The organism is Geodermatophilus sp. SYSU D01105, from assembly GCF_054050095.1.
This window is the reverse complement of record NZ_JBJGYR010000003.1, coordinates 122,535-144,689: the sequence shown is the minus strand read 5'-3', so window position 1 is coordinate 144,689 and position 22,155 is coordinate 122,535. Positions and strand designations below refer to the sequence as shown.

Here is a 22,155-nt window from a genome sequence, read left to right as displayed (position 1 = left end):
GTCTGTCGCGAGGGCCGAGTCGCCGCGCGTCCGCTCCTGTGAGGTCCCGTCCGGTGGGCGACTCTCACCGGCCGGGTCCGGGCGGCGCGCGGAGGACCCGAGACGGATGCGCGTGACCGCAGGCCGTCCGGCCAGCACGATGCCCCGGGTGGACAGAGCCCTGGCCAGCGCGGTCGCACACCGCTGGCACCCGATCGCCGCTCCGCTCTCCGACGAGAGCGTCCGCCTGCTGCTGGACCGGCTCGAGCCGCCCGAGGGCGCCCGCGTGCTCGACCTCGGCTGCGGCTCGGGCGCGTGGCTGCTGCCGTTGCTGGCGGCCCGGCCCGGGCTCACCGGGGTCGGGGTCGACCTGTCCGCGCCCGCGCTCACCGAGGCGCGGCGGCAGGCGCGGCTGCGCGGCCTGACCGACCGGGTGGAGCTCGTCGAGGGCGATGCGGCGGCCTACGACGGCGGCCGGTTCGACGTCGTCGTGTGCGTCGGGGCCAGCCACGTCTTCGGCGGGCCGGCCGGCACGCTGAGCGCGGTGCGGGACCACCTGCGGCCCGGCGGGCAGGCGCTCTTCGGGGACGGCTTCTGGGAGCGCGGGCCCAGCTCGCAGGCCCTGGCCGGCCTGGGCGCCGAGCCGGGGGAGCTGCCCGACCTGGCCGGCCTGACCGCCGAGGTCGCCGGCCAGGGCTACGAGCCCGGCTACGGCCACCTCAGCACCGCGGCGGAGTGGGACGAGTACGAGTGGTGCTGGACCGGTGCGCTCACCGGCTGGGCGCTCCGCGAGGCGCCCGACGGCGACCGCGACGCGGCCCTGGAGATGGCCCGCACGCACCGCCGGCAGTGGCTGCACGGCTATCGCGGCGAGCTCGGCTTCCTCACCGTGGTCCTGCACGACCTGCGGCGCTGAGGACGCCGACGGCGGTGCACCCCGGGGGAGGGGCGCACCGCCGTCGGCGTCCGTCGTGCGCTCGGCGGCCGCTCGATGGGGACCAGCGGCCTTCAGTGGTGGGGAGCCGCGTCCTGGGCACGCTCCAGGGAGGCGTTGATCTCCGCCTCCGCCTCGGTCCGGCCGACCCACTCGGCGCCCTCGACCGACTTGCCCGGCTCGAGGTCCTTGTAGGTCTCGAAGAAGTGCTGGATCTCCAGGCGGTCGAACTCCGACACGTCCCCGATGTCGGTCAGGTGCGCCATCCGCGGGTCGGTCGCCGGCACGCAGAGGACCTTGTCGTCGCCGCCCTTCTCGTCGGTCATGCGGAACATGCCGATGGCCCGGCAGGTGATGAGGCAGCCGGGGAAGGTCGGCTCCTCGAGGAGGACCAGGGCGTCGAGCGGGTCGTCGTCCTGGCCGAGGGTGTTCTCGATGTACCCGTAGTCGGCCGGGTACCGGGTGGAGGTGAAGAGCATCCGGTCCAAGCGGATGCGTCCGGTGGCGTGGTCCAGCTCGTACTTGTTCCGCTGGCCCTTCGGGATCTCGATCGTCACGTCGAACTGCACGGGTCGTAGTGTGGCTGATCGGACTCCGGGCGACCGCCGGAGGTCGTTCCGGGGGGTGGGCACCATCGCGTCGAGCGGGTCGGCGACCGTCACGCCGAAGTACTCGCGGTTCCGCCGCCGACTCGTCCTGGGCACCCTCGCGCTGCTGCTCGTGGTGGCCGCCGTCGTCTGGTTCGTCGTCGCCCCCGGCCGCGGGGACGACGACGCGCCGGCCGATCCGGGGGTCGCCGAGGCCCGCCTCCCCGACGTCGAGGCCGCCGCCCCGGTGCTGGCCTCGCTGGGGTCCGAGGCCCCCGTCCCGGACGGCGACGCGCTGACCGCCGAACTCGACCCGCTGCTGTCCGCACCGGCGCTGGGCGCCGGGGTCGGCGCGGAGGTCGTCGACGTCGCCTCCGGTGAGGTGCTGCTGGACCGGGACGCCGACCAGCCGGCCACCCCCGCCTCCACCGCGAAGCTGCTCACCGCCGTCGCGGCGCTGACGACCCTCGGTCCGGAGGCCACCCTCGAGACCACGGTCGTGGCCGGCGCCGCCCCCGGTGAGGTCGTGCTGGTCGGGGGCGGGGACCCGACGCTGTCGCGCACCGCGCCGTCCCTGACCTACCCGGGGGCGCCCACCGTCGAGGACCTCGCGGCCCAGGTGCGCGCCGCCGTCCCCCAGGGGAGCGAGGTGACGCGCGTGGTGGTCGACAGCTCGCTGTTCGAGGGCCCGCTCACCGCCTCCGGCTGGGGCTCCGACGACGCCCCGTCCAGCTACGCCGCCCCGGTCACCGCCACCGCCGTCGACGGCGCCCGCGTCCGCTCCGGGGAGAACCCGCGCAGCGGCCAGCCGGGCCTCGACGCCGGGGCCGCGCTGGCCGACGCCCTCGGTGTGCCGGGCGCCACGGTCGCGCTGGGCGAGGCCCCCGACGGCGCGCAGACGCTGGGGTCGGTGCGGTCGGCGCCGGTCGCCCGGCTGGTCGAGCAGGCCCTGTCCCAGTCGGACAACCTGCTCGCCGAGACGCTGGCCCGGCACGTGGCGATCGCCCGGGACCAGCCGGCCACCTTCGCCGGGGCGGCGCAGGCGGTCACCGACGCGCTGTCCGAGACCGGTCTCGACGTCACCGGGGTGGAGCTCTCCGACGGCAGCGGCCTGTCGCTGGAGGACCGCGTCCCGGTCTCGCTGCTCGCCGACCTCCTCGCCGGGGCCGCCGACGGTTCCCTGCCCGACGCCTCGGCCGTCGTCTCCGGGCTGGCGGTCGCCGGCTACGACGGCACCCTCGCCGACCGCGACGACGCCGACCCGCAGACCGCGCCGGGCACCGTCCGCGCGAAGACCGGCACCCTGCTCGGCGTCCACGGGCTGGCCGGCACCGTGGTCACCCTCGACGGCCGGCTCCTGGTCTTCGCCGTCGTCGCCGACGCTGCGCCGGCCGACGGGCAGGCCGCGGAGGACGCGCTGGACGACGTCGCGGCGGCGCTGGCCCGCTGCGGCTGCCGCTCGCAGTGAGCGGCGGCGGGGTCCTCCCGCCGCGTACCGTGAGGCGATGAGCAGCGCTTCCTCGATGGTCGACTGGGACCTCGCCGGCCGCACGGCCCGCCGCCTCGTCGGCCCGGGGCCGCAGACCACCCGCGAGGAGGCCGCGGCCGTCGTCTCGGAACTGCACGAGGCGGCCGCCACCGCCGTGGCCCACGTCGAGGGCCTCACGGGGCTCACGCCCGTCCCCGGCGGGCCGGTGCCCCAGGTCGCCGTCGTCGACCGCCCCGGCTGGGTGGACGCCAACACCTCGGGCATGGCCGCGCTGCTCGACCCGCTGGTCGACGCGCTGACCGCCAAGCAGGAGACCCGCCCCGGCCCGCTGGCCACCGCCATCGGCTCGCGCGCCACGGGCGTGCAGGCCGGCGGCATCCTCGCCTTCCTGTCCTCCCGGGTGCTCGGCCAGTACGAGGTGTTCGGCACGGGGGGCCGGCTGCTGCTGGTCGCGCCGAACATCGTCGACGCCGAGCGCCGCCTCGGGGTCGACCCCAGCGACTTCCGGCTGTGGGTCTGCCTGCACGAGGTGACCCACCAGCTGCAGTTCACCGCGGTGCCCTGGCTCAAGGACCACCTCGAGGCGCAGATCGCCGAGTTCGTCGAGGCCACCAACCTCGACCCCGACGTGCTGCGGGAGCGCCTCCGCGACCTGCTGCGCAGCATCGGCGACGCGGTGCGCGGCGGGGACGGCGACGACAGCGGGCTGATGGCGCTCATCCAGGACCCCGCGCAGCGCGCCGTCCTGGACCGGGTCACCGCGGTGATGAGCCTGGTCGAGGGCCACGCCGAGTACGTGATGGACGGCGTCGGCCCGGACGTCGTCCCGTCGGTGAAGACGCTGCGCAAGCGGTTCGCCCAGCGGCGCAAGGGCCGCGGTCCGCTCGACCGCGTGCTGCGCCGGCTGTTGGGCCTGGAGCAGAAGATGAAGCAGTACGCCGACGGCCGGCACTTCGTCGGTGGCGTGGTCGACCTCGTCGGCATGGAGGGCTTCAACCGCGTGTGGTCGGGGCCGCAGAACCTCCCGCGGATCGAGGAGCTCACCGACCCGGCGCGCTGGGTCGAGCGGGTGCACGGCCGCCCGGCCATCCCGGCCTGAGGACCGGGCCGGTGGCCGGCCCTCCCCGCGCGGTCGCGGTGCTCCGGCACGCGGTCCGGGAGGGGCTGCGCCGCTCCCCGCAGCCGGTCCTGGTGGCGTGCAGCGGGGGAGCGGACTCCGTGGCGCTGGCCGCCGCGCTCGCCTTCGAGTCCCGGTCCCCCGCGGTCCGGGTCGGTGGCGTCACCGTCGACCACGGCCTGCAGCCCGGGTCCGCCGCGCGGGCGGAGGCCACCGCCGAGCTGCTCCGCGGCCTCGGCCTGGACCCGGTCCTCGTGCTGCGGGTGACCGTCGGCGGCGACGGCGGGCCCGAGGGCGCGGCGCGGGCGGCCCGCTACGACGCGCTGGCCGACGCGGGGGTCCGGCACGGGGCGCGGATCGCCCTCGGGCACACGCTCGACGACCAGGCCGAGACCGTGCTGCTGGGGCTGGGACGCGGGTCGGGCCCGCGGTCGGTGGCGGGCATGGTGGCCGAGCGCTCCGAGGACGGCGTGACCTGGTGGCGCCCCCTGCTCGGCGTCCGCCGGTCGACGGCCCGGCAGGCCTGCGCCGACCAGGGGCTGCCGGTGTGGGACGACCCGTGGAACACCGACCCCGCCTACACCCGGGCCAGGCTGCGCGGCGAGGTGCTGCCGCTGATGGAGGAGGTCCTGGGCGGGGGCGTCGCGCCGGCGCTCGCGCGGACGGCCGCGCTGCTCCGCGAGGACCTCGACGCCCTCGACGCGCTGGCCGCGGCGGAGCTGACCCGGCTGGCCGGGGAGGCCGGGGACGGCGGTCTGCCCGCCCGACCCCTGGCGCCGCTCCCGGCGGCGGTGCGCCGGCGGGTCCTGCGCCGCTGGCTCCAGGTGGCCGGGGTGCCCGACCTGCAGGCGGTGCACCTGCGGGCGGTCGAGGCCCTCGTCACCGCGTGGCGGGGGCAGGGCCGGGTGGACCTACCCGGCGGTGCGGGGGTGCTCCGGGCGTCTGGCAGGCTGGTGTTCCTGCCCCCCGGCGACGCGCGGGGCCCCCAGCCCGGGGACGTACCAGACACCCTCGAGGAGCCATCGGCGTGACCCAGGCCGGCAGCGATCCCGAAGAGCTCGGCAACCACCACGGCTACGGCCCCGACATCGACCACGTGCTGCTCAGCGAGGAGCAGATCCAGGCCAAGATCGCCGAGCTGGCGGCGCAGATCGCCGAGGACTACGCCGGCAAGGAGGTCCTGCTGGTCGGCGTCCTCAAGGGCGCGGTGCTGTTCATGAGCGACTTCGCCCGGGCACTGCGGCTGCCCACCCAGATGGAGTTCATGGCCGTCTCCTCGTACGGCTCCTCGACCAGCTCCTCGGGCGTCGTCCGGATCCTCAAGGACCTCGACCGCGACATCAGCGACCTGCACGTGCTGGTGCTCGAGGACATCATCGACTCGGGGCTGACCCTGTCCTGGCTGCTGAAGAACCTGGGCAGCCGCCGTCCGGCCTCCCTCGAGGTGTGCGCGCTGCTGCGCAAGCCCGACGCGGTGAAGGTCGACGTCCCCGTCCGTTACATCGGCTTCGACATCCCCAACGAGTTCGTCGTCGGGTACGGCCTGGACTACGCCGAGCGCTACCGCGACCTGCCCTACATCGCCACCCTCAAGCCCGAGGTCTACGCCTGACGCGGAGCACCTGACGTCGCCCTCGGGGCGACACCGCGGCCGTGTCAGACCGGCTCGCCCACAGGGCGCTCCCGGCTCGCGGACGGCTGTCGCACAGGTTCCCCGGTGTACCGTCGATCGCAACGACGCTGCACCGAGCGCCGGGGTGCCCCGCCCAGGTCGCAGGGAGCGTCCCGGCGGACGATCAGGAGGGTGGACGGGTCAGGCCGGAGACCCCGGTCGCCCGGCATCGGTGTATGGAACGCAAGAAGATCTTCCGCTCCGTGTGGTTCTGGGTCGTCCTCGTCGTCCTCCTGGCGTTGGCGTTCTCCTCGCTGTTCCGCGGCAACGGCGGCTACGAGGAGGTCAGCACCCGCACCGCGATCGAGCAGATCACCAGTGGGAACGTCGACCAGGTCACGATCAACGACAAGGAACAGACCCTCGACCTGGACCTGAAGAACCCGGTCGAGGGCAGTGACAGGGTCACCGCCTCCTACCCGCTGGGCGCCTCCGACGACGTCTTCGACCTGGTCTCGGGTCTGAACGGCAACGGCGACGGCGTCGACTTCAACACCAACGTCACGCAGGACAGCGTGCTGGTCAGCCTGCTGATCAGCTTCCTGCCGTTCGTGATCCTCCTGCTGCTGCTGTTCTGGCTGTTCAACTCCATGCAGGGCGGCGGCCGGGGCGTCATGGCCTTCGGCAAGTCCAAGGCCAAGGTGGTCAGCAAGGACACCCCGAAGACGACGTTCGCCGACGTCGCCGGCGCCGACGAGGCGATCGAGGAGCTGCGCGAGATCAAGGACTTCCTCGCCAACCCGGTGAAGTTCCAGGCCGTCGGCGCGAAGATCCCCAAGGGCGTGCTGCTGTTCGGCCCGCCCGGCACCGGCAAGACGCTGCTCGCCCGCGCGGTCGCCGGCGAGGCCGGGGTCCCCTTCTTCTCCATCTCCGGCTCGGACTTCGTCGAGATGTTCGTCGGCGTCGGGGCCAGCCGCGTCCGTGACCTGTTCGAGCAGGCCAAGCAGAACGCCCCGGCGATCATCTTCGTCGACGAGATCGACGCCGTCGGCCGGCACCGCGGCGCCGGCATGGGCGGCGGTCACGACGAGCGCGAGCAGACCCTCAACCAGATGCTCGTCGAGATGGACGGCTTCGACGTCAAGGGCGGCGTCATCATGATCGCTGCCACCAACCGGCCCGACATCCTCGACCCGGCGCTGCTGCGCCCGGGCCGCTTCGACCGGCAGATCGCCGTCGACCGGCCCGACCTGGAGGGCCGCAAGGCCATCCTCGCCGTCCACGCCAAGGGCAAGCCGCTCGCGCCGGACGTCGACCTCGAGACCGTCGCCCGCCGCACCCCCGGCTTCACCGGCGCGGACCTGGCCAACGTGCTCAACGAGGGCGCGCTGCTGACCGCCCGCAACAACGGCACGGTGATCACCGACCCCGTCCTGGAGGAGGCGATCGACCGCGTCATCGCGGGCCCGGAGCGCAAGACGCGGGCGATGAGCGAGAAGGAGAAGAAGGTCACCGCCTACCACGAGGGCGGGCACGCCCTCGTGGCGCACGCGCTGCCCAACCTGGACCCGGTGCACAAGGTGACGATCCTCCCGCGCGGCCGTTCGCTGGGGCACACGCTGGTGCTGCCGACCGAGGACAAGTACACCCAGACCCGGTCGGAGATGATCGACACGCTGGCCTACGCCCTGGGCGGACGGGCGGCGGAGGAGCTGGTCTTCCACGAGCCCACCACGGGTGCCGGCAACGACATCGAGAAGGCCACCTCGCTGGCCCGCGCGATGGTCACCCAGTACGGCATGAGCGCGAAGCTGGGCGCGGTCAAGTACGGCAGCAACGAGTCCGAGCCGTTCCTGGGCCGTGACATGCGCTCGCACCCGGACTACTCCGAGGCCGTCGCCGCCGACATCGACGCCGAGATCCGCGCGCTGATCGAGGCCGCGCACGACGAGGCCTGGGAGATCCTGGTGGAGTACCGGCCCGTGCTCGACCAGCTCGTCCTCGAGCTGATCGACAAGGAGACCCTGTCCAAGGAGGACATGGCCCGCATCTGCGCGCCGGTCACCAAGCGGCCCTCCCTCGCGCCGTACAACGGCTTCGGCAAGCGCACCCCGTCCGACCAGCCGCCGGTGCTCACCCCCGCCGAGCGGGCGGCCCAGAACGGCAACGGCCGGGTCGGGGAGGGCTCCACCGCGGTCGGGGACGTCGGCGCCCCGGTGCAGAGGTGAGCGAGCAGGCGAGCGCCGGCGAGGAGGGTGCGTGAGCGAGGTCCCGGCCGAGCCCGACGACCTGCTGCTGGAGCGGCCGCCGCGCGCCGGGGTGGACCACGAGCGGGCCGCGGCCGCCGTCCGTGAGCTGCTGATCGCGGTGGGGGAGGACCCGGACCGGCCCGGGTTGAGGGACACCCCGGGGCGGGTGGCGCGCTCCTACGCGGAGACCTTCGCCGGGCTGTGGCAGGACCCCTCGGACATCCTCGCCACGACCTTCGACGAGGACCACGACGAGATGGTCCTGGTCAAGGACATCCCGATGTACTCGACCTGCGAGCACCACCTGGTGCCCTTCCACGGGGTCGCGCACATCGGCTACATCCCCGGCGAGGACGGCAGGGTCACCGGCCTGTCCAAGCTCGCGCGGCTGGTCGAGGTCTACGCCCGGCGCCCGCAGGTGCAGGAGCGGATGACCAGCCAGATCGCCGACGCGCTGGCCGAGGTCCTCAAGCCGCGCGGCGTCCTGGTGGTCATCGAGGCCGAGCACCTGTGCATGGCCATGCGGGGCATCCGCAAGCCCGGCTCGACCACGGTGACCTCCGCCGTGCGGGGGATCTTCCGGGACAACCCGGCGACGCGCAGCGAGGCGATGAGCCTCGTGGTGCGAGGGTGACGGGCCAGTGAGCACCGCCGGGGGCTGGGGGCACCCCACTCTTGCGGGGGACAGCGACCGAGGAGCGGAGCGAGCCCGGGACCGAGCCGTGGACAGGGGCCGGTGACCCCCCCTCCCGTCCCGCGCCCCGGCCACTGCGTGGTCATGGGGGTCCTCAACGTCACGCCCGACTCCTTCTCCGACGGCGGCTGCTTCGCCGACGCCCCGTCGGCGATCGCCCACGGCCTGGCCATGCACGCGGCGGGCGCCGACTACGTCGACGTCGGCGGTGAGTCCACCCGGCCCGGTGCCGACCGGGTCGACGCCGACGAGGAGTGCCGGCGCGTGCTCCCGGTGGTCCGCGAGCTCACCGGCGCGGGCGTGCGGGTCAGCGTCGACACCACCCGGGCCGAGGTGGCGGAGGCCGCGCTGCACGCCGGGGCGGTGCTGGTGAACGACGTCAGCGGAGGGCTGGCCGACGCCGGCATGGCCCGGCTGGTGGCCGACGCCGGGGTCCCGTGGGTCCTCATGCACTGGCGGGGCCACAGCCGGGAGATGTACGCCGCGGCCCGGTACGGCGACGTCGTCACCGAGGTCTGCGCCGAGCTCACCGCCCGCGTGGAGGACGTCGTGGCCGCGGGGGTGGCGCCCGAGCAGCTGGTGCTCGACCCCGGGCTGGGCTTCGCCAAGCGCGCCGAGCACAACTGGGCACTGCTCGCCGGCCTCGACCGGCTGATCTCCCTCGGCCTGCCGGTGCTCGTCGGTGCCTCCCGCAAGACCTTCCTCGGCCGGCTGCTGGCCGCCCCCGACGGCACCGTGCGCCCCGCGGAGGAGCGGGACGCCGCCACGCTGGCCACGACCGTGCTCGCCGCCGAGGCCGGCGCCTGGGGCGTCCGGGTGCACGACGCGGGGGCCTCGGCCGACGCCGTCCGCACCGTCGCCGCCGTGCAGGCCGCTCGCCGGGAGAGGAAGACGCATGCCCAGTGACCACCCGCCCCGCCGCCCCGACCGCATCGCCGTCCGCGGCCTCACCGCGCACGCCCACCACGGGGTCTACGGGTTCGAGCGCGAGCGGGGGCAGACCTTCGGCGTCGACGCCGTCCTCGAGCTGGACACCGCGCCCGCAGCGGCGGGGGACGACCTCGAGAAGACGGTGAACTACGCCGAGCTGGCCCAGGCGCTGCACGCCGTCCTGACCGGGGAGCCGGTCGACCTGCTGGAGACGCTGGCCCAGCGGCTGGCCGACGTCTGCCTGGCCGACCCCCTGGTGGAGGCCGTCGAGATCACCGTGCACAAGCCCGAGGCCGACCTCGGCGTCCCCTTCGACGACGTCACCGTGAGCATCCGCAGGGAGCGCGGATGAGTCGGGCGGTGCTGTCCCTCGGCGCCAACCTCGGCGACCGGGCCGCCGCACTCCGCGGCGCGATCACCGCGCTCAAGGACGACGGCGTGCTGGTGGCGCGCTCCACGCTCTACGAGACCCCGCCGTGGGGGCCGGTCGAGCAGCCGCCGTACCTGAACGCGGTCGTCGTGGTCCGCGGGCCCCGCGACGCGGCCGGGTGGCTGGCGCGCGCCCACGAGCTCGAGCGGGCAGCCGGGCGGACCCGCGAGGTCCGCTGGGGAGCGCGCACCCTCGACGTCGACGTCGTCACGGTGACCGGGGACGACGGGCAGCCGGTGCTCTCCCAGGACCCCGACCTGACCCTGCCGCACCCGCGCGCGCACGAGCGGGCGTTCGTGCTCGTGCCGTGGGCCTCGCTCGACCCCACGGCGGTGCTGCCCGGCTGCGGGCGGGTGGTCGACCTGGTCGCCGCGCTGCCGCCCGAGGAGGTCGCCGCGGTGGTCCGCTGGGAGCACCTCCATTGAGGCCGGTGTCCCGGCGGGACCTCGCCGTCCTGGCCGCCGGGCTGGCGGTGGCGGTCTGGCTGGTGGTGCGTGCGGCCTACGGCTCCCTCCCGGAGCTGCGCTGGTGGCTGCCGGTGCCGATCGGGGTGCTCGCCGTCGCCGAGCTGCTCGGCGCCCGGACGCTGCGCGCCCGGCTGGCCGCCCAGCGGGACCGCCGCCCGCCGGCCGAGCGCGGGTACGCGCCGGTGCGGCCGGTGGAGCCCATGCTGGTGGCCCGGCTGGCGGTGCTCGCGCAGGCCAGCGCCTACGTCGGCGCGGTCTTCCTCGGCACCTGGGTCGGGCTGCTGCTCTACGTCGTCCCGGCCCTGTCGCGGCTGCAGGCCGCGGGCGGGGACACCGTCACCGGCGTCCTCGGGGTGCTGTGCTCCGGCGCGCTGGTCGGCGCCGCCCTGTGGCTGGAGTCGGTCTGCCGCATCCCGCCCTCCCCTGACGGGGACGAGCGCCCACCCGCCGACCCCGCCACCTAGGCCCGCCGGGACCAGGGACCTGGTCGTGGCCCCGACGACGTGCCTCAGCCGGCGTCGGCGGCGACCGAACGACGCAGCGCCGCGTGCAGCGAGCCGGGGGTGAGCACGCCGAGGTAGCGGTCGCCGTCCACCACGGCCACCCAGCCGGCGTCGGACTGCAGCATCGTGGCCAGCGCCGTCCGCAGCGAGGCGTCCACCGGTACGGACGTGTCACTGGCGACGAGGGCGGAGGCGACCGTCCCGGCGCCGGCCGCCCGCGCGGTCGGCAGCGAGCCCACCGGCCGGCCGGACCCGTCGAGCACCACCGCCCAGCCGGCACCCGCCCGGTCCAGCGCCGCGCCCGCGTCGGCCAGGCCGTCGCCGAGGCCCACCGTCGGGGGCTGCTCCAGGCCGGCCGGGTCGATGGGGGTGACCGCCAGCCGCGTGAGGGCCCGGTCGGCGCCGACGAAGTCGGCCACCACGTCGTTGGCCGGTCGCCCGAGCACCTCGGCCGGGGGAGCGAACTGCTCCACGTGCCCGCCGGTGCTCATCACCGCGATGCGGTCGCCGAGCCGCACGGCCTCCTCGATGTCGTGCGTCACGAACACGATCGTCTTGCGCACCGTCTCCTGCAGGTGCAGGAACTCCGCCTGCAGCCGCTCCCGGACGACGGGGTCGACGGCCGAGAACGGCTCGTCCATGAGCAGGACGGCGGGATCGGCGGCCAGCGCCCTGGCCACGCCGGCCCGCTGCCGCTGGCCGCCCGACAGCTGGGCGGGGTAGCGGTCGCCGTGGACGGCGGGGTCGAGCCCGACCGTGGTGAGCAGCTCGTCCACCCGCGCACGGATCCGGCCGCGCTCCCAGCCGAGCAGGCGGGGCACGGTCGCCACGTTGGTGCGGACGGTCTGGTGCGGGAAGAGCCCGACGCTCTGGATGACGTACCCGATGCGGCGGCGCAGCCGGTCGGCGTCCACGCGGGTGACGTCCTCGCCGCCGAGCAGGATGCGGCCGGTGGTCGGCTCGATGATCCGGTTGATCATCTTCATCGTCGTCGTCTTGCCGCAGCCCGACGGTCCCACCAGGACCGACAGCTCCCCGGCGGCGAACGTCAGGTCCAGCTCGGCGACGGCGACGGTGCCGTCCGGGAAGACCTTGCTGACCCCCTCCAGCCGGATCTCCTGGGCGGCGCCGGACCCCGCCGGCGCCGCCGTGGTCGGCGCGGAGGTGGCGGCAGTAGCGTCCACGACGTGGCCTTCCTGGGTGCGCACCCGCTGCTGGGTGCGGCGAGCGACCCGGTGGTGCTCGCGGCGGACGAGGCGCCGAACCCGTGGTTCAGCCCGTCGTACGTGACCGACAACTGGGACACCATTGTGGAGCACCTCGGCCAGCACGTCCGGCTCACCGTCGGCGCGGTGGTGCTCGGTGCGCTGATCGCGCTGCCGCTGGCCCTCCTGGCCCGGCGCACCCGGCTGCTGTCGGGGCCGGTGCTGGGCCTGTCGTCGGTGGTCTACACGATCCCGTCGCTGGCGATGTTCTCGTTCCTCGCGCCGATCACCGGGCCGCTGTCGGCGACCACCGTGCTCGTCGGGCTCACCCTCTACACCCTGGTCATCCTGGTGCGGAACTTCCTCGTCGGCCTGCAGGGCGTCCCCGGCGACGTCCGCGAGGCCGCGCGCGGGATGGGCTACGGCCCGGCGCGGCTGTTCCTGCAGGTGGACCTCCCGCTCGCCCTGCCGACCTTCATGGCCGGCCTGCGGATCGCCACCGTGTCGACCGTCGCGCTGGTCACCGTCGGGGTCATCACCGGCAACGGAGGGCTGGGGCAGCTGATCGTCGGCGGGTTCAACAGCAACTTCTACCGAGCCGAGATCGTCACCGGCGCCGTCGGCTGCGTGCTCCTGGCGCTGGTCGCCGACGTCCTGCTCGCCGGCCTGGAGCGGCTGCTCACCCCCTGGACGCGGGCGGTGCGGGCGTGAACGCCCTCGGCGACGCCGTCGTCTACCTCAACGACCCGTTCAACTGGACACGGCGGGGCGGCATCCTCGACCTGCTCGCCCAGCACCTGGCGATCTCCGCCGCGGCGGTCCTGCTCGCCGCCGTCCTCGCGATCCCCACGGGGGTCCTGCTCGGCCGCAGCGGCCGCGGCGCCGGCGCGATCGTCGTCCTCTCCAACGTCAGCCGGGCCGTGCCGACCCTGGCCCTGCTCACCGTCTTCGCGGTCACCCCGATCGGGTTCACCGACACCGCCACCGTCCTCGCCCTGGCGGTCTTCGCCGTCCCGCCGATGCTCACCAACACCTTCGTCGGCTTCCGCGAGGTCGACCGTGACGTGCGCGAGGCCGCCCGTGCGATGGGGATGAGCCGCGGGCAGATGCTGGTGCGGGTGGAGTCCCCGCTCGCGCTGCCGCTGGTCATGACGGGGGTGCGGACGGCGGCCGTGCAGGTCGTCGCCACCGCGACGCTGGCCGCGCTCGTGGGCGGCGGGACGCTGGGCCGGATCATCAACCTCGGTTTCGGCCAGCAGGACCTCGGCGTCATCCTCGCGGGCGCCTTCCTGGTCGCCGCGCTGGCCCTCCTCACCGAGCTGGTGCTCGTGCTGCTGTCGTGGGCGGTCACCCCGGGGCACCGCCGGCTGCCCGTCCTCCCGTCGGGGCGCGGCCGGGCCGGGACCCCCGAGGTGACGGCGTCCGGCGTCCCCCTGTGAGCGGCGCTCGGTAACAACCGGGCAACAGGTCCGGCCGGGACGTGGCCTGCGGTCCGGACGGGGAGTTCCATGACCGGCGCGGGGCCCCTCCCGCCAGACACGCGTCGCGGCCTGCGGGTCGCACGGGACACAGAAGGCGGACGAGATGCGCAGCCGTACCCGGGTCCTCCCTCCCCTCGCGCTGGCCGCGGTGCTGCTCACCGCGACGGCCTGCGGCGAGTCCGGCTCCTCGGGGACGGGCGGAGGCGGCGAGACCGGTGCCGCGGCCGGGGACGCCTGCGCGCCCGTGGCCGGTGAGCAGCTCGTCGTGCTCGAGGACGACCAGCAACTGCAGAACGCCGACAACGTCGTCCCGGCGGTCAACGTCGCCACCGCCCAGGCGAACCCGGCACTGCTCCCCGTGCTGAACGCGGTCTCGGCGGCGCTGACCACCGAGGAACTGATCGAGCTCAACGCCGCCGTGGACGTCGACCGGCAGAGCGCCGAGGACGTCGCCTCGACGTGGGTGGAGGACAACATCGACCCCGCGTCGCTGGAGCGCGGCAGCGGCGCCGTCGTCGTCGGCGGGGCGAACTTCACCGAGTCGACGATCCTGGCCAACGTCTACGCCGACGTGCTGGGCGCTGCGGGCTTCGACGCCTCGGTCCGGGAGGTCGGCAACCGCGAGCTGTACCTGCCGGCGCTCATGTCCGGCTCGGAGATCCAGGTCGTCCCCGAGTACCTGGCCACCCTCACCGAGACCCTCAACCGGCAGGCCAACGGGCCCGACGCCACGCAGGACGCCCCGGTGGCCAGCGGTGACCCGCAGGCGACGTTGGCCGGTGCCCAGCCGCTGGTGGAGCAGGCCGGGCTGGTCCTGGGCGAGCCGTCGGAGGCGGCCGACCAGAACGCCTTCGCCGTCACCCAGGCCTTCGCCGACCAGGTGGGCGTCACGACGCTCTCGGAGCTGGCCGACGCCTGCAGCGACGGGTCCCTGGTGCTCGGCGGGCCGACCGAGTGCCCGGAGCGGCCGTACTGCCAGCCGGGCCTGGAGGAGACCTACGGGTTGCAGTTCGCCGAGTTCCGCGAGCTCGACAGCGGCGGCCCGCTGACCAAGGCAGCGATCCAGCAGGGCCAGGTCTCCATCGGCCTGGTCTTCAGCTCGGACGGCGCCCTCGCCCGAGGCTGAGCGAGGGGATCGATCCGGGGACCCCGGCTCCCGCGGTCGGGCGACTTCGTTCCGTGGCCGGGGGCCTGCGCGCCGTTACCCTGGAGCCCATGCGGGGGGACCGGGACGACGTGACCGCCGGGCACCCGGGCCGCACGCACCCCGTCCGGCCCGGTCCGGGGGCACCGTCCCCGGCGCTGCGGACGGCCGGCCTGGCTGCGGGCTTCGTCCTCGCCGTCGTCGCCACGGTGGTCGTGTTCGTCACCGACAACCCGCAGGTGCTGCGGCTGGCGGTGGTCGGCGCGGCCTGGGCCTTCGTGCTCGCGGCGCTCGTCACGTCCCGCCGCGGTGGCGGAGCGGACGGCGACCCCGGTGAGCTGGCGGCCGTCGAGCGGCGGGCCGCCGAGCGCGAGGCCGAGCTGCGGCTGGCCCACGAGCGGGAACTGGAGCGGGCGGCGGCGGCCCGGCGGGAGCACGAGCTCCGCGTCGAGAACGACCTGCGGCGCGAGACGGAGCAGGCGGTGCGCGCCGAGCTCGAGGCCCTCCGCGGTGAGCTGGCCCGGGTGGGGGAGCTGCGCCGCGACGTGGCCGGGGTGGCCGACATGCGCCGCGACATCGCCCAGCTCGCCGAGCTGCGGACCGGTCTCGGCCAGCTCGCCGAGCTGCGGGCGGAGCTGGGGCACCTGGCCGAGCTGCGCGCCGACGTGGGCCAGCTGCGCGCGGAGCTGACCGAGCAGCTGTCCGGCGAGATGCTCGTCGAGCGCGTCCTGCTGCGCACCCAGTCCGTCCGGACCGCTCCGGCCACGGCCGAGACACCCGCTCCCCGCACCATCGACGCCGCCGGCTGGGGCGAGCAGGCGCCGGAGCTGACCGCCGCCCAGCCGGCGGCCGGGCTCCAGGACCTCACCGGCGGCGGCGCGACGCGGCAGTTCGCCGCCGTGCGCGTGGAGTCGACGGTGCCGGACCGCCCGGCTCCCGCGCCGTCGGTCACCCCGCCGCCTCCGCCGCTGGACCGGCTGGCCGATCGGTCGCTGGTCGAGCCCGAGCAGGCGGCCTCGGCCCGTGGCTCGCGGCACGCCACGCCCGGAGAGCTGCCGGAGGCCCCGCGGGAGCGGCCCGACCCCTGGTCGCCGGCCGGGCCCGCCGCGTCGGCCGAGGCCGAGCCGCGGCGCCGCCGCACCGACGAGGCGCACCGTCCGGGCGCCCCGGCCGAGCAGCCGACCGAGCAGCGTCCCGTCGCCGGGTGGGAGCGGCCGTCGGTGCCCGGCCCCGCCCGGCCGGCCGCACCGTCCGCGCCGGCCGGCCCCGCACCGGACGAGGCCGAGCCGGGGTCCTCGCGGCTGGCCGAGATCCTCGCCCAGAACGGGGTCAGCCCCTCGTCCGGCGGCCGGCGGCGGCGCCGCTACCGGGACGACGACGAGCCCGACGACGTCCTGTCCCGGGTGCTCGGCCCCCACCACTGAGGGTGACCCGACCGCTCCACGCAGGACCGCGGCCCCGTCCCGGGTCCCGGCCCGAGCGGTCGGGGAGGACGGGGTCCTCCTCGCGGTCCTCGCTCAGGCGGGGCCGCGGGACAGCGCGCCGCCGTCGAGCACCAGCGTCTGGCCGGTGACCCAGCCCGCGTCGTCCCCGAGCAGGTAGGCCGCGGCCTCCCCGACGTCCTCGGGCTCGCCGAGCCGGCCGACCGGGTACTGCGCGGCCGCCTCGGCCTCGCGGCCCTCGTAGAGGGCGCCGGCGAAGCGGGTCCTGACCACCGCGGGCGCCACCGCGTTGACCCGGACCCTCGGACCCAGCTCCACGGCCAGCTGGGTGACCAGGTTGATGAGCGCGGCCTTGCTGACGCCGTAGCCGCCGATCATGGGGGAGGCCTTCAGGCCGGCCACCGACGCCACGACCAGCACCGAGCCGCCGTGCTCGGCCATCCACGCCCGCCAGGCCTCCTGCACCAGGCCGAGCGTGGCGACGACGTTGGTGTCGAGGATCTTCCGGAAGCCGTCGAGCGGCAGGTCGACCAACGGGCCGTACAGCGGGTTGATCCCGACGTTGCCGACCAGCACGTCCAGGCTGCCGAAGGTGTCGACGGCGGTCCGTACCGCCTCCGCCCGGTGGTCGGCGTCGCCCGCGTTGCCGGGGACGGCGACGGCGACCTCGGGGCCACCGAGCGCGGTCACCGCCTCGGCCAGCGGCTCGGCCCTGCGGGCGGTCACGACGACGCGGGCGCCCCGGGCGACCAGGCTCCTCGCGATCGCCAGCCCGATGCCCCGGCTCGCGCCGGTCACCAGCGCCGTCCGTCCCTCCAGGGTGCCCACCCGCGTCCTCCTGCCGTCGTCCACCTGCCGGCGCTCACCGTAGGTGGCCCCGTGCCGTGACCCACCCCACAGGGGCGAGGCGTTGCACGCGCCCCGAACCGGTCACACACTCGCCTTCGGCACGACACCCGCGGGACACCTCCGGTCGCAGCGGGGCCGTAGCCGGCACCACCGCAGGACCGCAGTCCCCGACGGGCTCCAACGGCGGAGTCCGCGAAACCCGAGTCCGGTACCCGCGAGGGACTGGAACGAGAGGTGCACCGATGCCTGCTGCCCGCAGGATCCCGCGCGCCGCCGGCCTGCTCCCGGCCGACACCGCGCCCGCCCGCCTCCGCGTCGGCATCGTCGGCGCCGGACGCGTCGGCGCCGTCCTGGGCGCCGCCCTCGCCGCCGCCGGCCACGACGTGGTCGCCGCCGCCGGCCTCTCCACCGCCTCCGCCGAGCGCGCCGAGCGCCTGCTGCCGGGCACGCCGCTGCTCCCGACCCACGAGGTGGTGGCCGCCGCCGACCTCGTCGTCCTCGCCGTTCCCGACGACACCCTGGCCGGCCTGGTCTCCGGGCTGGCGGAGACCGGGGGATGGCGCGCCGGCCAGCTGACCTTCCACACCTCCGGGGCGCACGGCCTCGCGGTGCTCGCGCCGGCCGCGCGGGCCGGCGTCCTGCCGCTGGCGCTGCACCCGGCGATGACCTTCACCGGCGCGCCCGAGGACGCCGACCGGCTGGCCGGGGCCCCGTTCGCGGTGACCAGCGCCCCGGAGCACCGCCCGGTGGCCGAGACGCTGGTCCTGGAGATGGGCGGTGAGCCCTTCTTCGTCGCCGAGGCCGACCGGCGGCTCTACCACGCCGCCCTCGTGACGGGGGCCAACCACCTCGTCACGCTGGTGGCCGAGGCCGCGGACCTGCTGCGCTCGGCCGGGGTCGGCGAGCCGGCGCGGGTCCTCGCCCCGCTGCTCACCGCGGCGCTGGACAACGGACTGCGACGCGGCGACAAGGGGCTCACCGGCCCGGTCAGCCGGGGCGACGTGGGCACCGTCGGCGACCACCTGGAGACGCTCACCGAGCGCGCTCCGGAGTCGGTCGCGGCCTACGTCGCGATGGCGCAGCGCACGACCGAGCGGGCCCTGGCCGCGGGCCGGCTCAAGCGGCACGAGGGCGCGCCGCTGCTCGACCTGCTGTACGAGGCCGCCGACACGGCCGGCTCGCGGTGAGCGCTCCCACCACCCCGGCCGTCGCGGAGACCACTGCGGACCTGGCCCGGCTGCGGGCCCACCTGCCCGGCCCGGTCGCCCTCGTCCCCACGATGGGCGCGCTGCACGAGGGCCACCGCACCCTGGTCCGCGCCGCTCGACAGCGCGCCGGCAGCGTCGTCGTCTCCGTCTTCGTCAACCCCACCCAGTTCGGCCCGGGCGAGGACTTCGACCGCTATCCGCGCACCTGGGACGACGACCTCGCCGCCCTGGCCGAGGAGGGCGCCGACGTCGTCTTCCACCCGCCGGTGGAGGAGGTGTACCCGCCCGGCTCGCTGGGGGTGACCGTGCAGCCGGGGCCGCTGGGCGACGTGCTCGAGGGCGCCGTCCGCCCCGGCCACTTCGGGGGCGTCCTCACCGTCGTGGCCAAGCTGTTCGGCCTGGTCCGCCCCGACGTGGCCCTCTTCGGCGAGAAGGACTACCAGCAGCTGGTGCTCATCCGCGCCATGGCCCGCGAGCTCGCCCTCGGCCCCGAGGTCGTCGGCGTCCCGACCGTCCGCGAGGACGACGGCATGGCGCTGTCCTCCCGCAACCGGTACCTGTCCCCGGGACAGCGGGCCACCGCGGCGGCGCTGTCGCGGGCGCTCCGGACCGGCGCCGCGGCCGGCCCGCGGGGCGCCGAGGCCGTCCTGGCCGCCGCGCGGGAGGTCCTCGCCACCGCACCCGAGCTGGTCCCCGACTACCTCGAGCTCACCGACCCCGACCTCGGCCCGGCGCCCGCCGCCGGTCCCGCCCGGCTGCTGGTCGCCGCCCGCGCCGGCAGCACCCGCCTGATCGACAACACCCCCGTGCACCTGGGAGACGACCGATGATGCGCACGATGCTCAAGTCCAAGATCCACCGGGCGACGGTCACCCAGGCCGACCTGCACTACGTGGGCTCGGTGACCATCGACGAGGACCTCCTCGACGCGGCCGACCTGCTGCCCGGCGAGCAGGTGGCGATCGTCGACGTCACCAACGGCGCCCGCCTGGAGACCTACGTGATCCCCGGCGAGCGGGGCAGCGGCGTGATCGGGATCAACGGCGCCGCCGCGCACCTGGTCCACCCCGGCGACCTCGTCATCATGATCAGCTATGGCGTGATGGACGAGACCGAGGTCAAGTCCTACATCCCGAAGGTCGTGCACGTCGACGCGGCCAACCGCATCGTCGAGCTCGGCGGCGACCCGGCCGCGCCGGCCCCGGGGGTGCTCGGCCAGGTCCGCGGGGACACGATCGCTCGGTGAGCGTCGTCGCGGCCGACCGCGTCACCGGGCTCCCGCTGCGCCTGTCGGCGCCGGCGCCCGGCTGGGAGCTCGCAGCCGACGTGTGCGTCGTCGGCTCGGGGGTGGCGGGCCTGTGCGTCGCGCTGCACGCGCGCGCGGCGGGGCTGTCGGTCGCCGTCGTCACCAAGGTCCGGGTGGACGCCGGGTCGACGCGCTGGGCGCAGGGCGGCATCGCCGCCGTCCTCGACCCCGCCGACACCCCCGAGGCGCACGCCCGCGACACGGAGGTGGCCGGCGTCGGGCTGTGCGAGCCCGACGCGGTCTCGGCGCTGGTCCACGAGGGTCCGGAGCGGCTGCGCCAGCTGATGGCCTGGGGCGCCGCCTTCGACCGCGACCCCGAGGGCCGCCTCCTGCTGACCCGCGAGGGTGGGCACTCGGCCAACCGGATCGTGCACGCCGGCGGCGACGCCACCGGCTCCGAGGTGCAGCGCGCTCTCCAGGACGCCGTCCGGGCCGACCCCGGCGTCACGCTGGTGGAGCACGCCATGGTGCTCGACCTGCTGACCGACGCCCGGGGGCGGGCGGCCGGGGTCACGCTGCACGTGCTCGGCGAGGGCAGCGCGGACGGCGTCGGCGCGGTCCGCGCCCGCGCGGTCGTGCTGGCCACCGGCGGGATGGGACAGGTCTACGCCGCGACCACCAACCCGTCGGTGTCCACCGGCGACGGCGTGGCGCTGGGCCTGCGGGCCGGCGCGGTCGCGACCGACCTGGAGTTCGTCCAGTTCCACCCGACCTCGCTCTACCTGGGGCCCGGCGCCCGCGGTCAGCAGCCGCTGGTCAGCGAGGCGCTGCGCGGCGAGGGCGCGGTCCTGCGCGACCACGCGGGGGAGCGGTTCATGCTCGGCGTCCACCCGCTGGCCGAGCTCGCGCCGCGGGACGTCGTCGCCAAGGCGATCACCGGGGTCCAGCTGCGCGACGGCGTCCCGCACGTCTGGCTGGACGCCCGCGAGGTCCCCGACGTCACCACGCGCTTCCCGACCATCACCGCCAGCTGCCGGGCCGCGGGCGTCGACCCGGCCACCGACCTGGTCCCGGTGACCCCCGCGGCGCACTACGCCTCCGGCGGCCTGGTCACCGACCTCGCGGGCCGGACGACGGTCCCCGGCCTCTACGCCTGTGGTGAGGTGGCCTGCACCGGCGTGCACGGCGCCAACCGGCTGGCGTCGAACTCGCTGCTGGAGGGCCTGGTCTTCGCCGCCCGGATCGGCGCCGAGCTCGCCGAGCGGCTGCCCCCGCCCGCGCCGGTCCGCCCGCCCGGCGCCGCGCCGTCCGGGCTGCTGGACCCCGCCGGGCGGCGGGCACTGACCGACACGATGTCGGCCCGCGTCGGCGCGCTGCGCACGGGCGCGGGCCTGGCCGAGGCCACCGACCGGCTCGCCGCCCTGGCCGCCGGGCTGGGCGGGGTGCACGGCGTGGACGGGGTGAGGCCTCAGGTGGACAGCTGGGAGGCGACCGACCTGCTGACCGTCGCCAGCGCCCTCACCGCCGCGGCCGCGACCCGCGAGGAGACCCGCGGGTGTCACTGGCGGGAGGACCACCCCGACACGGAGGAGGAGTGGCGCGTGCACCTGGACGTCCGGCTCGACGAGGGAGGCCGGCTGGCGGTGAGCCGCCGCCCGGTGGGCACCCCGGTGGTGCGGCCGTGGTGAGCGACCCGCGGGACCTCACCGGCACCGGGCTGACCGAGGCGTGGGTCACCGAGCTGGTGGAGCGCACCCTCGCCGAGGACCTCACCGGCGGCGCGCCGTTGCCGGCCGCCCCGGACCTCGCGGTGACCCACGACGTGACCAGCGCCGCGACCGTCCCCGCCGGTCAGCTGGGGACCGCCGACCTGGTGGCCCGGGCCGACGGCGTGGTCGCCGGCCTGCCGGTCGCCGCGCGGGTCTTCACCCGGCTCGCCCCCGGCGCGACCCTCACCGCGGGCGCCGCCGACGGCGACCGCGTGGCGCGCGGCGACGTGCTGCTCACCGTCCGCGGGCCGGTGCGGGCCCTGCTGGCTGCCGAGCGCAGCGCGCTCAACATCGCCAGCCGGGCCAGCGGCATCGCCACCCTCACCCGCCGGTGGGTCGACGCCGTGGAGGGCACCGGCGCCGTCGTCCTGGACACCCGCAAGACCACGCCGGGGCTGCGGCCGCTGGAGAAGTACGCCGTCCGCTGCGGCGGCGGGGCGAACAAGCGGATGGGCCTCTACGACGTGGCGATGGTCAAGGACAACCACGTCGCCGCCGCCGGGTCGGTGGCCGCCGCCGTCGCCGCCGTCCGCGAGCGCGCGCCGGGAGTGACCGTGCAGGTCGAGGTGGACGAGCCCGCGCAGGCCGTCGAGGCCCTGGCGGCCGGTGCGGACTTCCTGCTCTGCGACAACATGGCGCCGGCCGCGCTCCGCGAGGTCGTGACCCTGGTGGCGGGCAAGGCCGAGCTGGAGGCCACCGGCGGGCTCACCCTGGACCTCGCCCGGGAGGTGGCCGGGACCGGCGTCGACTACCTGTCGGTGGGGGCGCTGACGCACTCCGCGCCGATCCTGGACCTCGCCCTGGACCTGCGGGCCTGACC

The 22,155-nt window shown here is 75.9% G+C and carries 23 protein-coding genes; 20 read left to right on the top strand and 3 right to left on the bottom strand.

Annotated features, from left to right (window positions below):
• Positions 1–148 precede the first annotated feature (148 nt).
• On the top strand, positions 149–895 hold the full coding sequence (locus ACI79I_RS03670; RefSeq protein ID WP_456990908.1) for an SAM-dependent methyltransferase: 747 nt from the start codon (positions 149–151) through the stop codon (positions 893–895).
• A gap of 92 nt (positions 896–987) precedes the next feature.
• Here ACI79I_RS03670 and ACI79I_RS03665 read toward each other — a convergent pair whose 3' ends face one another.
• Positions 988–1,482 (bottom strand): inorganic diphosphatase, encoded by a 495-nt coding sequence (locus ACI79I_RS03665; protein ID WP_456946438.1) that lies wholly within the window; start codon positions 1,480–1,482, stop codon positions 988–990.
• Between the two features lie 55 nt (positions 1,483–1,537).
• On the opposite strand from ACI79I_RS03665, the gene dacB reads away from it, so the two are divergent.
• The 10 genes from dacB to ACI79I_RS03615 all read left to right on the top strand — a co-directional run bounded on the left by dacB (position 1,538) and on the right by ACI79I_RS03615 (position 10,952).
• On the top strand, positions 1,538–2,968 hold the full coding sequence (dacB, locus tag ACI79I_RS03660) for a D-alanyl-D-alanine carboxypeptidase/D-alanyl-D-alanine endopeptidase (protein ID WP_456990907.1): 1,431 nt from the start codon (positions 1,538–1,540) through the stop codon (positions 2,966–2,968).
• 37 nt (positions 2,969–3,005) lie between these two features.
• On the top strand, positions 3,006–4,088 hold the full coding sequence (locus tag ACI79I_RS03655) for a zinc-dependent metalloprotease (protein WP_456990906.1): 1,083 nt from the start codon (positions 3,006–3,008) through the stop codon (positions 4,086–4,088).
• A gap of 11 nt (positions 4,089–4,099) precedes the next feature.
• Complete coding sequence (gene tilS, locus ACI79I_RS03650; protein ID WP_456990905.1) at positions 4,100–5,137, top strand: tRNA lysidine(34) synthetase TilS; 1,038 nt, start codon at positions 4,100–4,102, stop codon at positions 5,135–5,137.
• Positions 5,134–5,718 carry a hypoxanthine phosphoribosyltransferase gene (gene hpt / locus ACI79I_RS03645; protein ID WP_456990904.1) on the top strand — a complete coding sequence of 195 codons (585 nt, stop codon included), beginning with the start codon at positions 5,134–5,136 and terminating at the stop codon, positions 5,716–5,718. Before tilS ends, hpt begins: the two co-directional genes overlap by 4 nt.
• 236 nt (positions 5,719–5,954) lie before the next feature.
• Positions 5,955–7,946 carry an ATP-dependent zinc metalloprotease FtsH gene (gene ftsH / locus ACI79I_RS03640; RefSeq protein ID WP_456990903.1) on the top strand — a complete coding sequence of 664 codons (1,992 nt, stop codon included), beginning with the start codon at positions 5,955–5,957 and terminating at the stop codon, positions 7,944–7,946.
• A gap of 31 nt (positions 7,947–7,977) precedes the next feature.
• Entirely contained in the window at positions 7,978–8,601 is a 624-nt protein-coding gene (gene folE / locus ACI79I_RS03635) for a GTP cyclohydrolase I FolE (RefSeq protein ID WP_456990902.1), read from the top strand.
• A 102-nt stretch (positions 8,602–8,703) separates the two neighbouring features.
• Entirely contained in the window at positions 8,704–9,567 is an 864-nt protein-coding gene (gene folP, locus ACI79I_RS03630; protein ID WP_456990901.1) for a dihydropteroate synthase, read from the top strand.
• A complete protein-coding gene (gene folB / locus ACI79I_RS03625) occupies positions 9,557–9,943 on the top strand; it encodes a dihydroneopterin aldolase (RefSeq protein ID WP_456990900.1) in 387 nt (128 codons plus the stop codon). Before folP ends, folB begins: the two co-directional genes overlap by 11 nt.
• On the top strand, positions 9,940–10,446 hold the full coding sequence (gene folK / locus ACI79I_RS03620; RefSeq protein ID WP_456990899.1) for a 2-amino-4-hydroxy-6-hydroxymethyldihydropteridine diphosphokinase: 507 nt from the start codon (positions 9,940–9,942) through the stop codon (positions 10,444–10,446). Before folB ends, folK begins: the two co-directional genes overlap by 4 nt.
• Positions 10,447–10,451: 5 nt before the next feature.
• On the top strand, positions 10,452–10,952 hold the full coding sequence (locus ACI79I_RS03615; RefSeq protein ID WP_456990898.1) for a DUF3180 domain-containing protein: 501 nt from the start codon (positions 10,452–10,454) through the stop codon (positions 10,950–10,952).
• Between the two features lie 44 nt (positions 10,953–10,996).
• On the opposite strand, the gene ACI79I_RS03610 is transcribed toward ACI79I_RS03615, so the two are convergent.
• On the bottom strand, positions 10,997–12,175 hold the full coding sequence (locus ACI79I_RS03610) for an ABC transporter ATP-binding protein (RefSeq protein WP_456990897.1): 1,179 nt from the start codon (positions 12,173–12,175) through the stop codon (positions 10,997–10,999).
• Positions 12,176–12,178: 3 nt separating this feature from the next.
• Here ACI79I_RS03610 and ACI79I_RS03605 point away from each other — a divergent pair, with 3 nt between their 5' ends.
• The 4 genes from ACI79I_RS03605 (at position 12,179) to ACI79I_RS03590 (ending at position 16,245) form a co-directional block, all read left to right on the top strand.
• Positions 12,179–12,907, top strand: a complete 729-nt coding sequence (locus tag ACI79I_RS03605) for an ABC transporter permease (RefSeq protein ID WP_456990896.1) — start codon at positions 12,179–12,181, stop codon at positions 12,905–12,907.
• The gene (locus ACI79I_RS03600; RefSeq protein ID WP_456990895.1) at positions 12,904–13,635 is read left to right on the top strand and encodes an ABC transporter permease; all 732 of its coding nucleotides are present in this window, start codon (positions 12,904–12,906) and stop codon (positions 13,633–13,635) included. The genes ACI79I_RS03605 and ACI79I_RS03600 overlap by 4 nt, the downstream gene beginning before the upstream one ends.
• Positions 13,636–13,780: 145 nt before the next feature.
• A complete protein-coding gene (locus ACI79I_RS03595) occupies positions 13,781–14,803 on the top strand; it encodes a glycine betaine ABC transporter substrate-binding protein (RefSeq protein WP_456990894.1) in 1,023 nt (340 codons plus the stop codon).
• An 89-nt stretch (positions 14,804–14,892) separates the two neighbouring features.
• Positions 14,893–16,245: a DUF6779 domain-containing protein gene (locus ACI79I_RS03590; RefSeq protein WP_456990893.1), complete on the top strand. Its 1,353-nt coding sequence runs from the start codon at positions 14,893–14,895 to the stop codon at positions 16,243–16,245.
• A 93-nt stretch (positions 16,246–16,338) separates the two neighbouring features.
• Here the strand turns inward: ACI79I_RS03590 and ACI79I_RS03585 are convergent, their stop codons facing one another.
• Positions 16,339–17,091, bottom strand: coding sequence for an SDR family oxidoreductase (locus ACI79I_RS03585; RefSeq protein ID WP_456990892.1), 753 nt, complete (start codon positions 17,089–17,091; stop codon positions 16,339–16,341).
• Positions 17,092–17,354: 263 nt separating this feature from the next.
• Between ACI79I_RS03585 and ACI79I_RS03580 the strand changes: the two genes are divergently transcribed.
• From ACI79I_RS03580 to nadC, 5 genes are read left to right on the top strand one after another with little or no spacing between them, the layout of a single operon-like run.
• Positions 17,355–18,299, top strand: a complete 945-nt coding sequence (locus tag ACI79I_RS03580; protein ID WP_456990891.1) for a Rossmann-like and DUF2520 domain-containing protein — start codon at positions 17,355–17,357, stop codon at positions 18,297–18,299.
• A complete protein-coding gene (gene panC / locus ACI79I_RS03575) occupies positions 18,296–19,150 on the top strand; it encodes a pantoate--beta-alanine ligase (protein ID WP_456990890.1) in 855 nt (284 codons plus the stop codon). The genes ACI79I_RS03580 and panC overlap by 4 nt, the downstream gene beginning before the upstream one ends.
• 8 nt (positions 19,151–19,158) lie before the next feature.
• Positions 19,159–19,566: an aspartate 1-decarboxylase gene (panD, locus tag ACI79I_RS03570; protein WP_456990889.1), complete on the top strand. Its 408-nt coding sequence runs from the start codon at positions 19,159–19,161 to the stop codon at positions 19,564–19,566.
• Positions 19,563–21,254, top strand: a complete 1,692-nt coding sequence (locus tag ACI79I_RS03565) for an L-aspartate oxidase (protein WP_456990888.1) — start codon at positions 19,563–19,565, stop codon at positions 21,252–21,254. The genes panD and ACI79I_RS03565 overlap by 4 nt, the downstream gene beginning before the upstream one ends.
• Positions 21,251–22,153, top strand: coding sequence for a carboxylating nicotinate-nucleotide diphosphorylase (gene nadC / locus ACI79I_RS03560; protein ID WP_456990887.1), 903 nt, complete (start codon positions 21,251–21,253; stop codon positions 22,151–22,153). The genes ACI79I_RS03565 and nadC overlap by 4 nt, the downstream gene beginning before the upstream one ends.
• Positions 22,154–22,155: the final 2 nt, after the last annotated feature.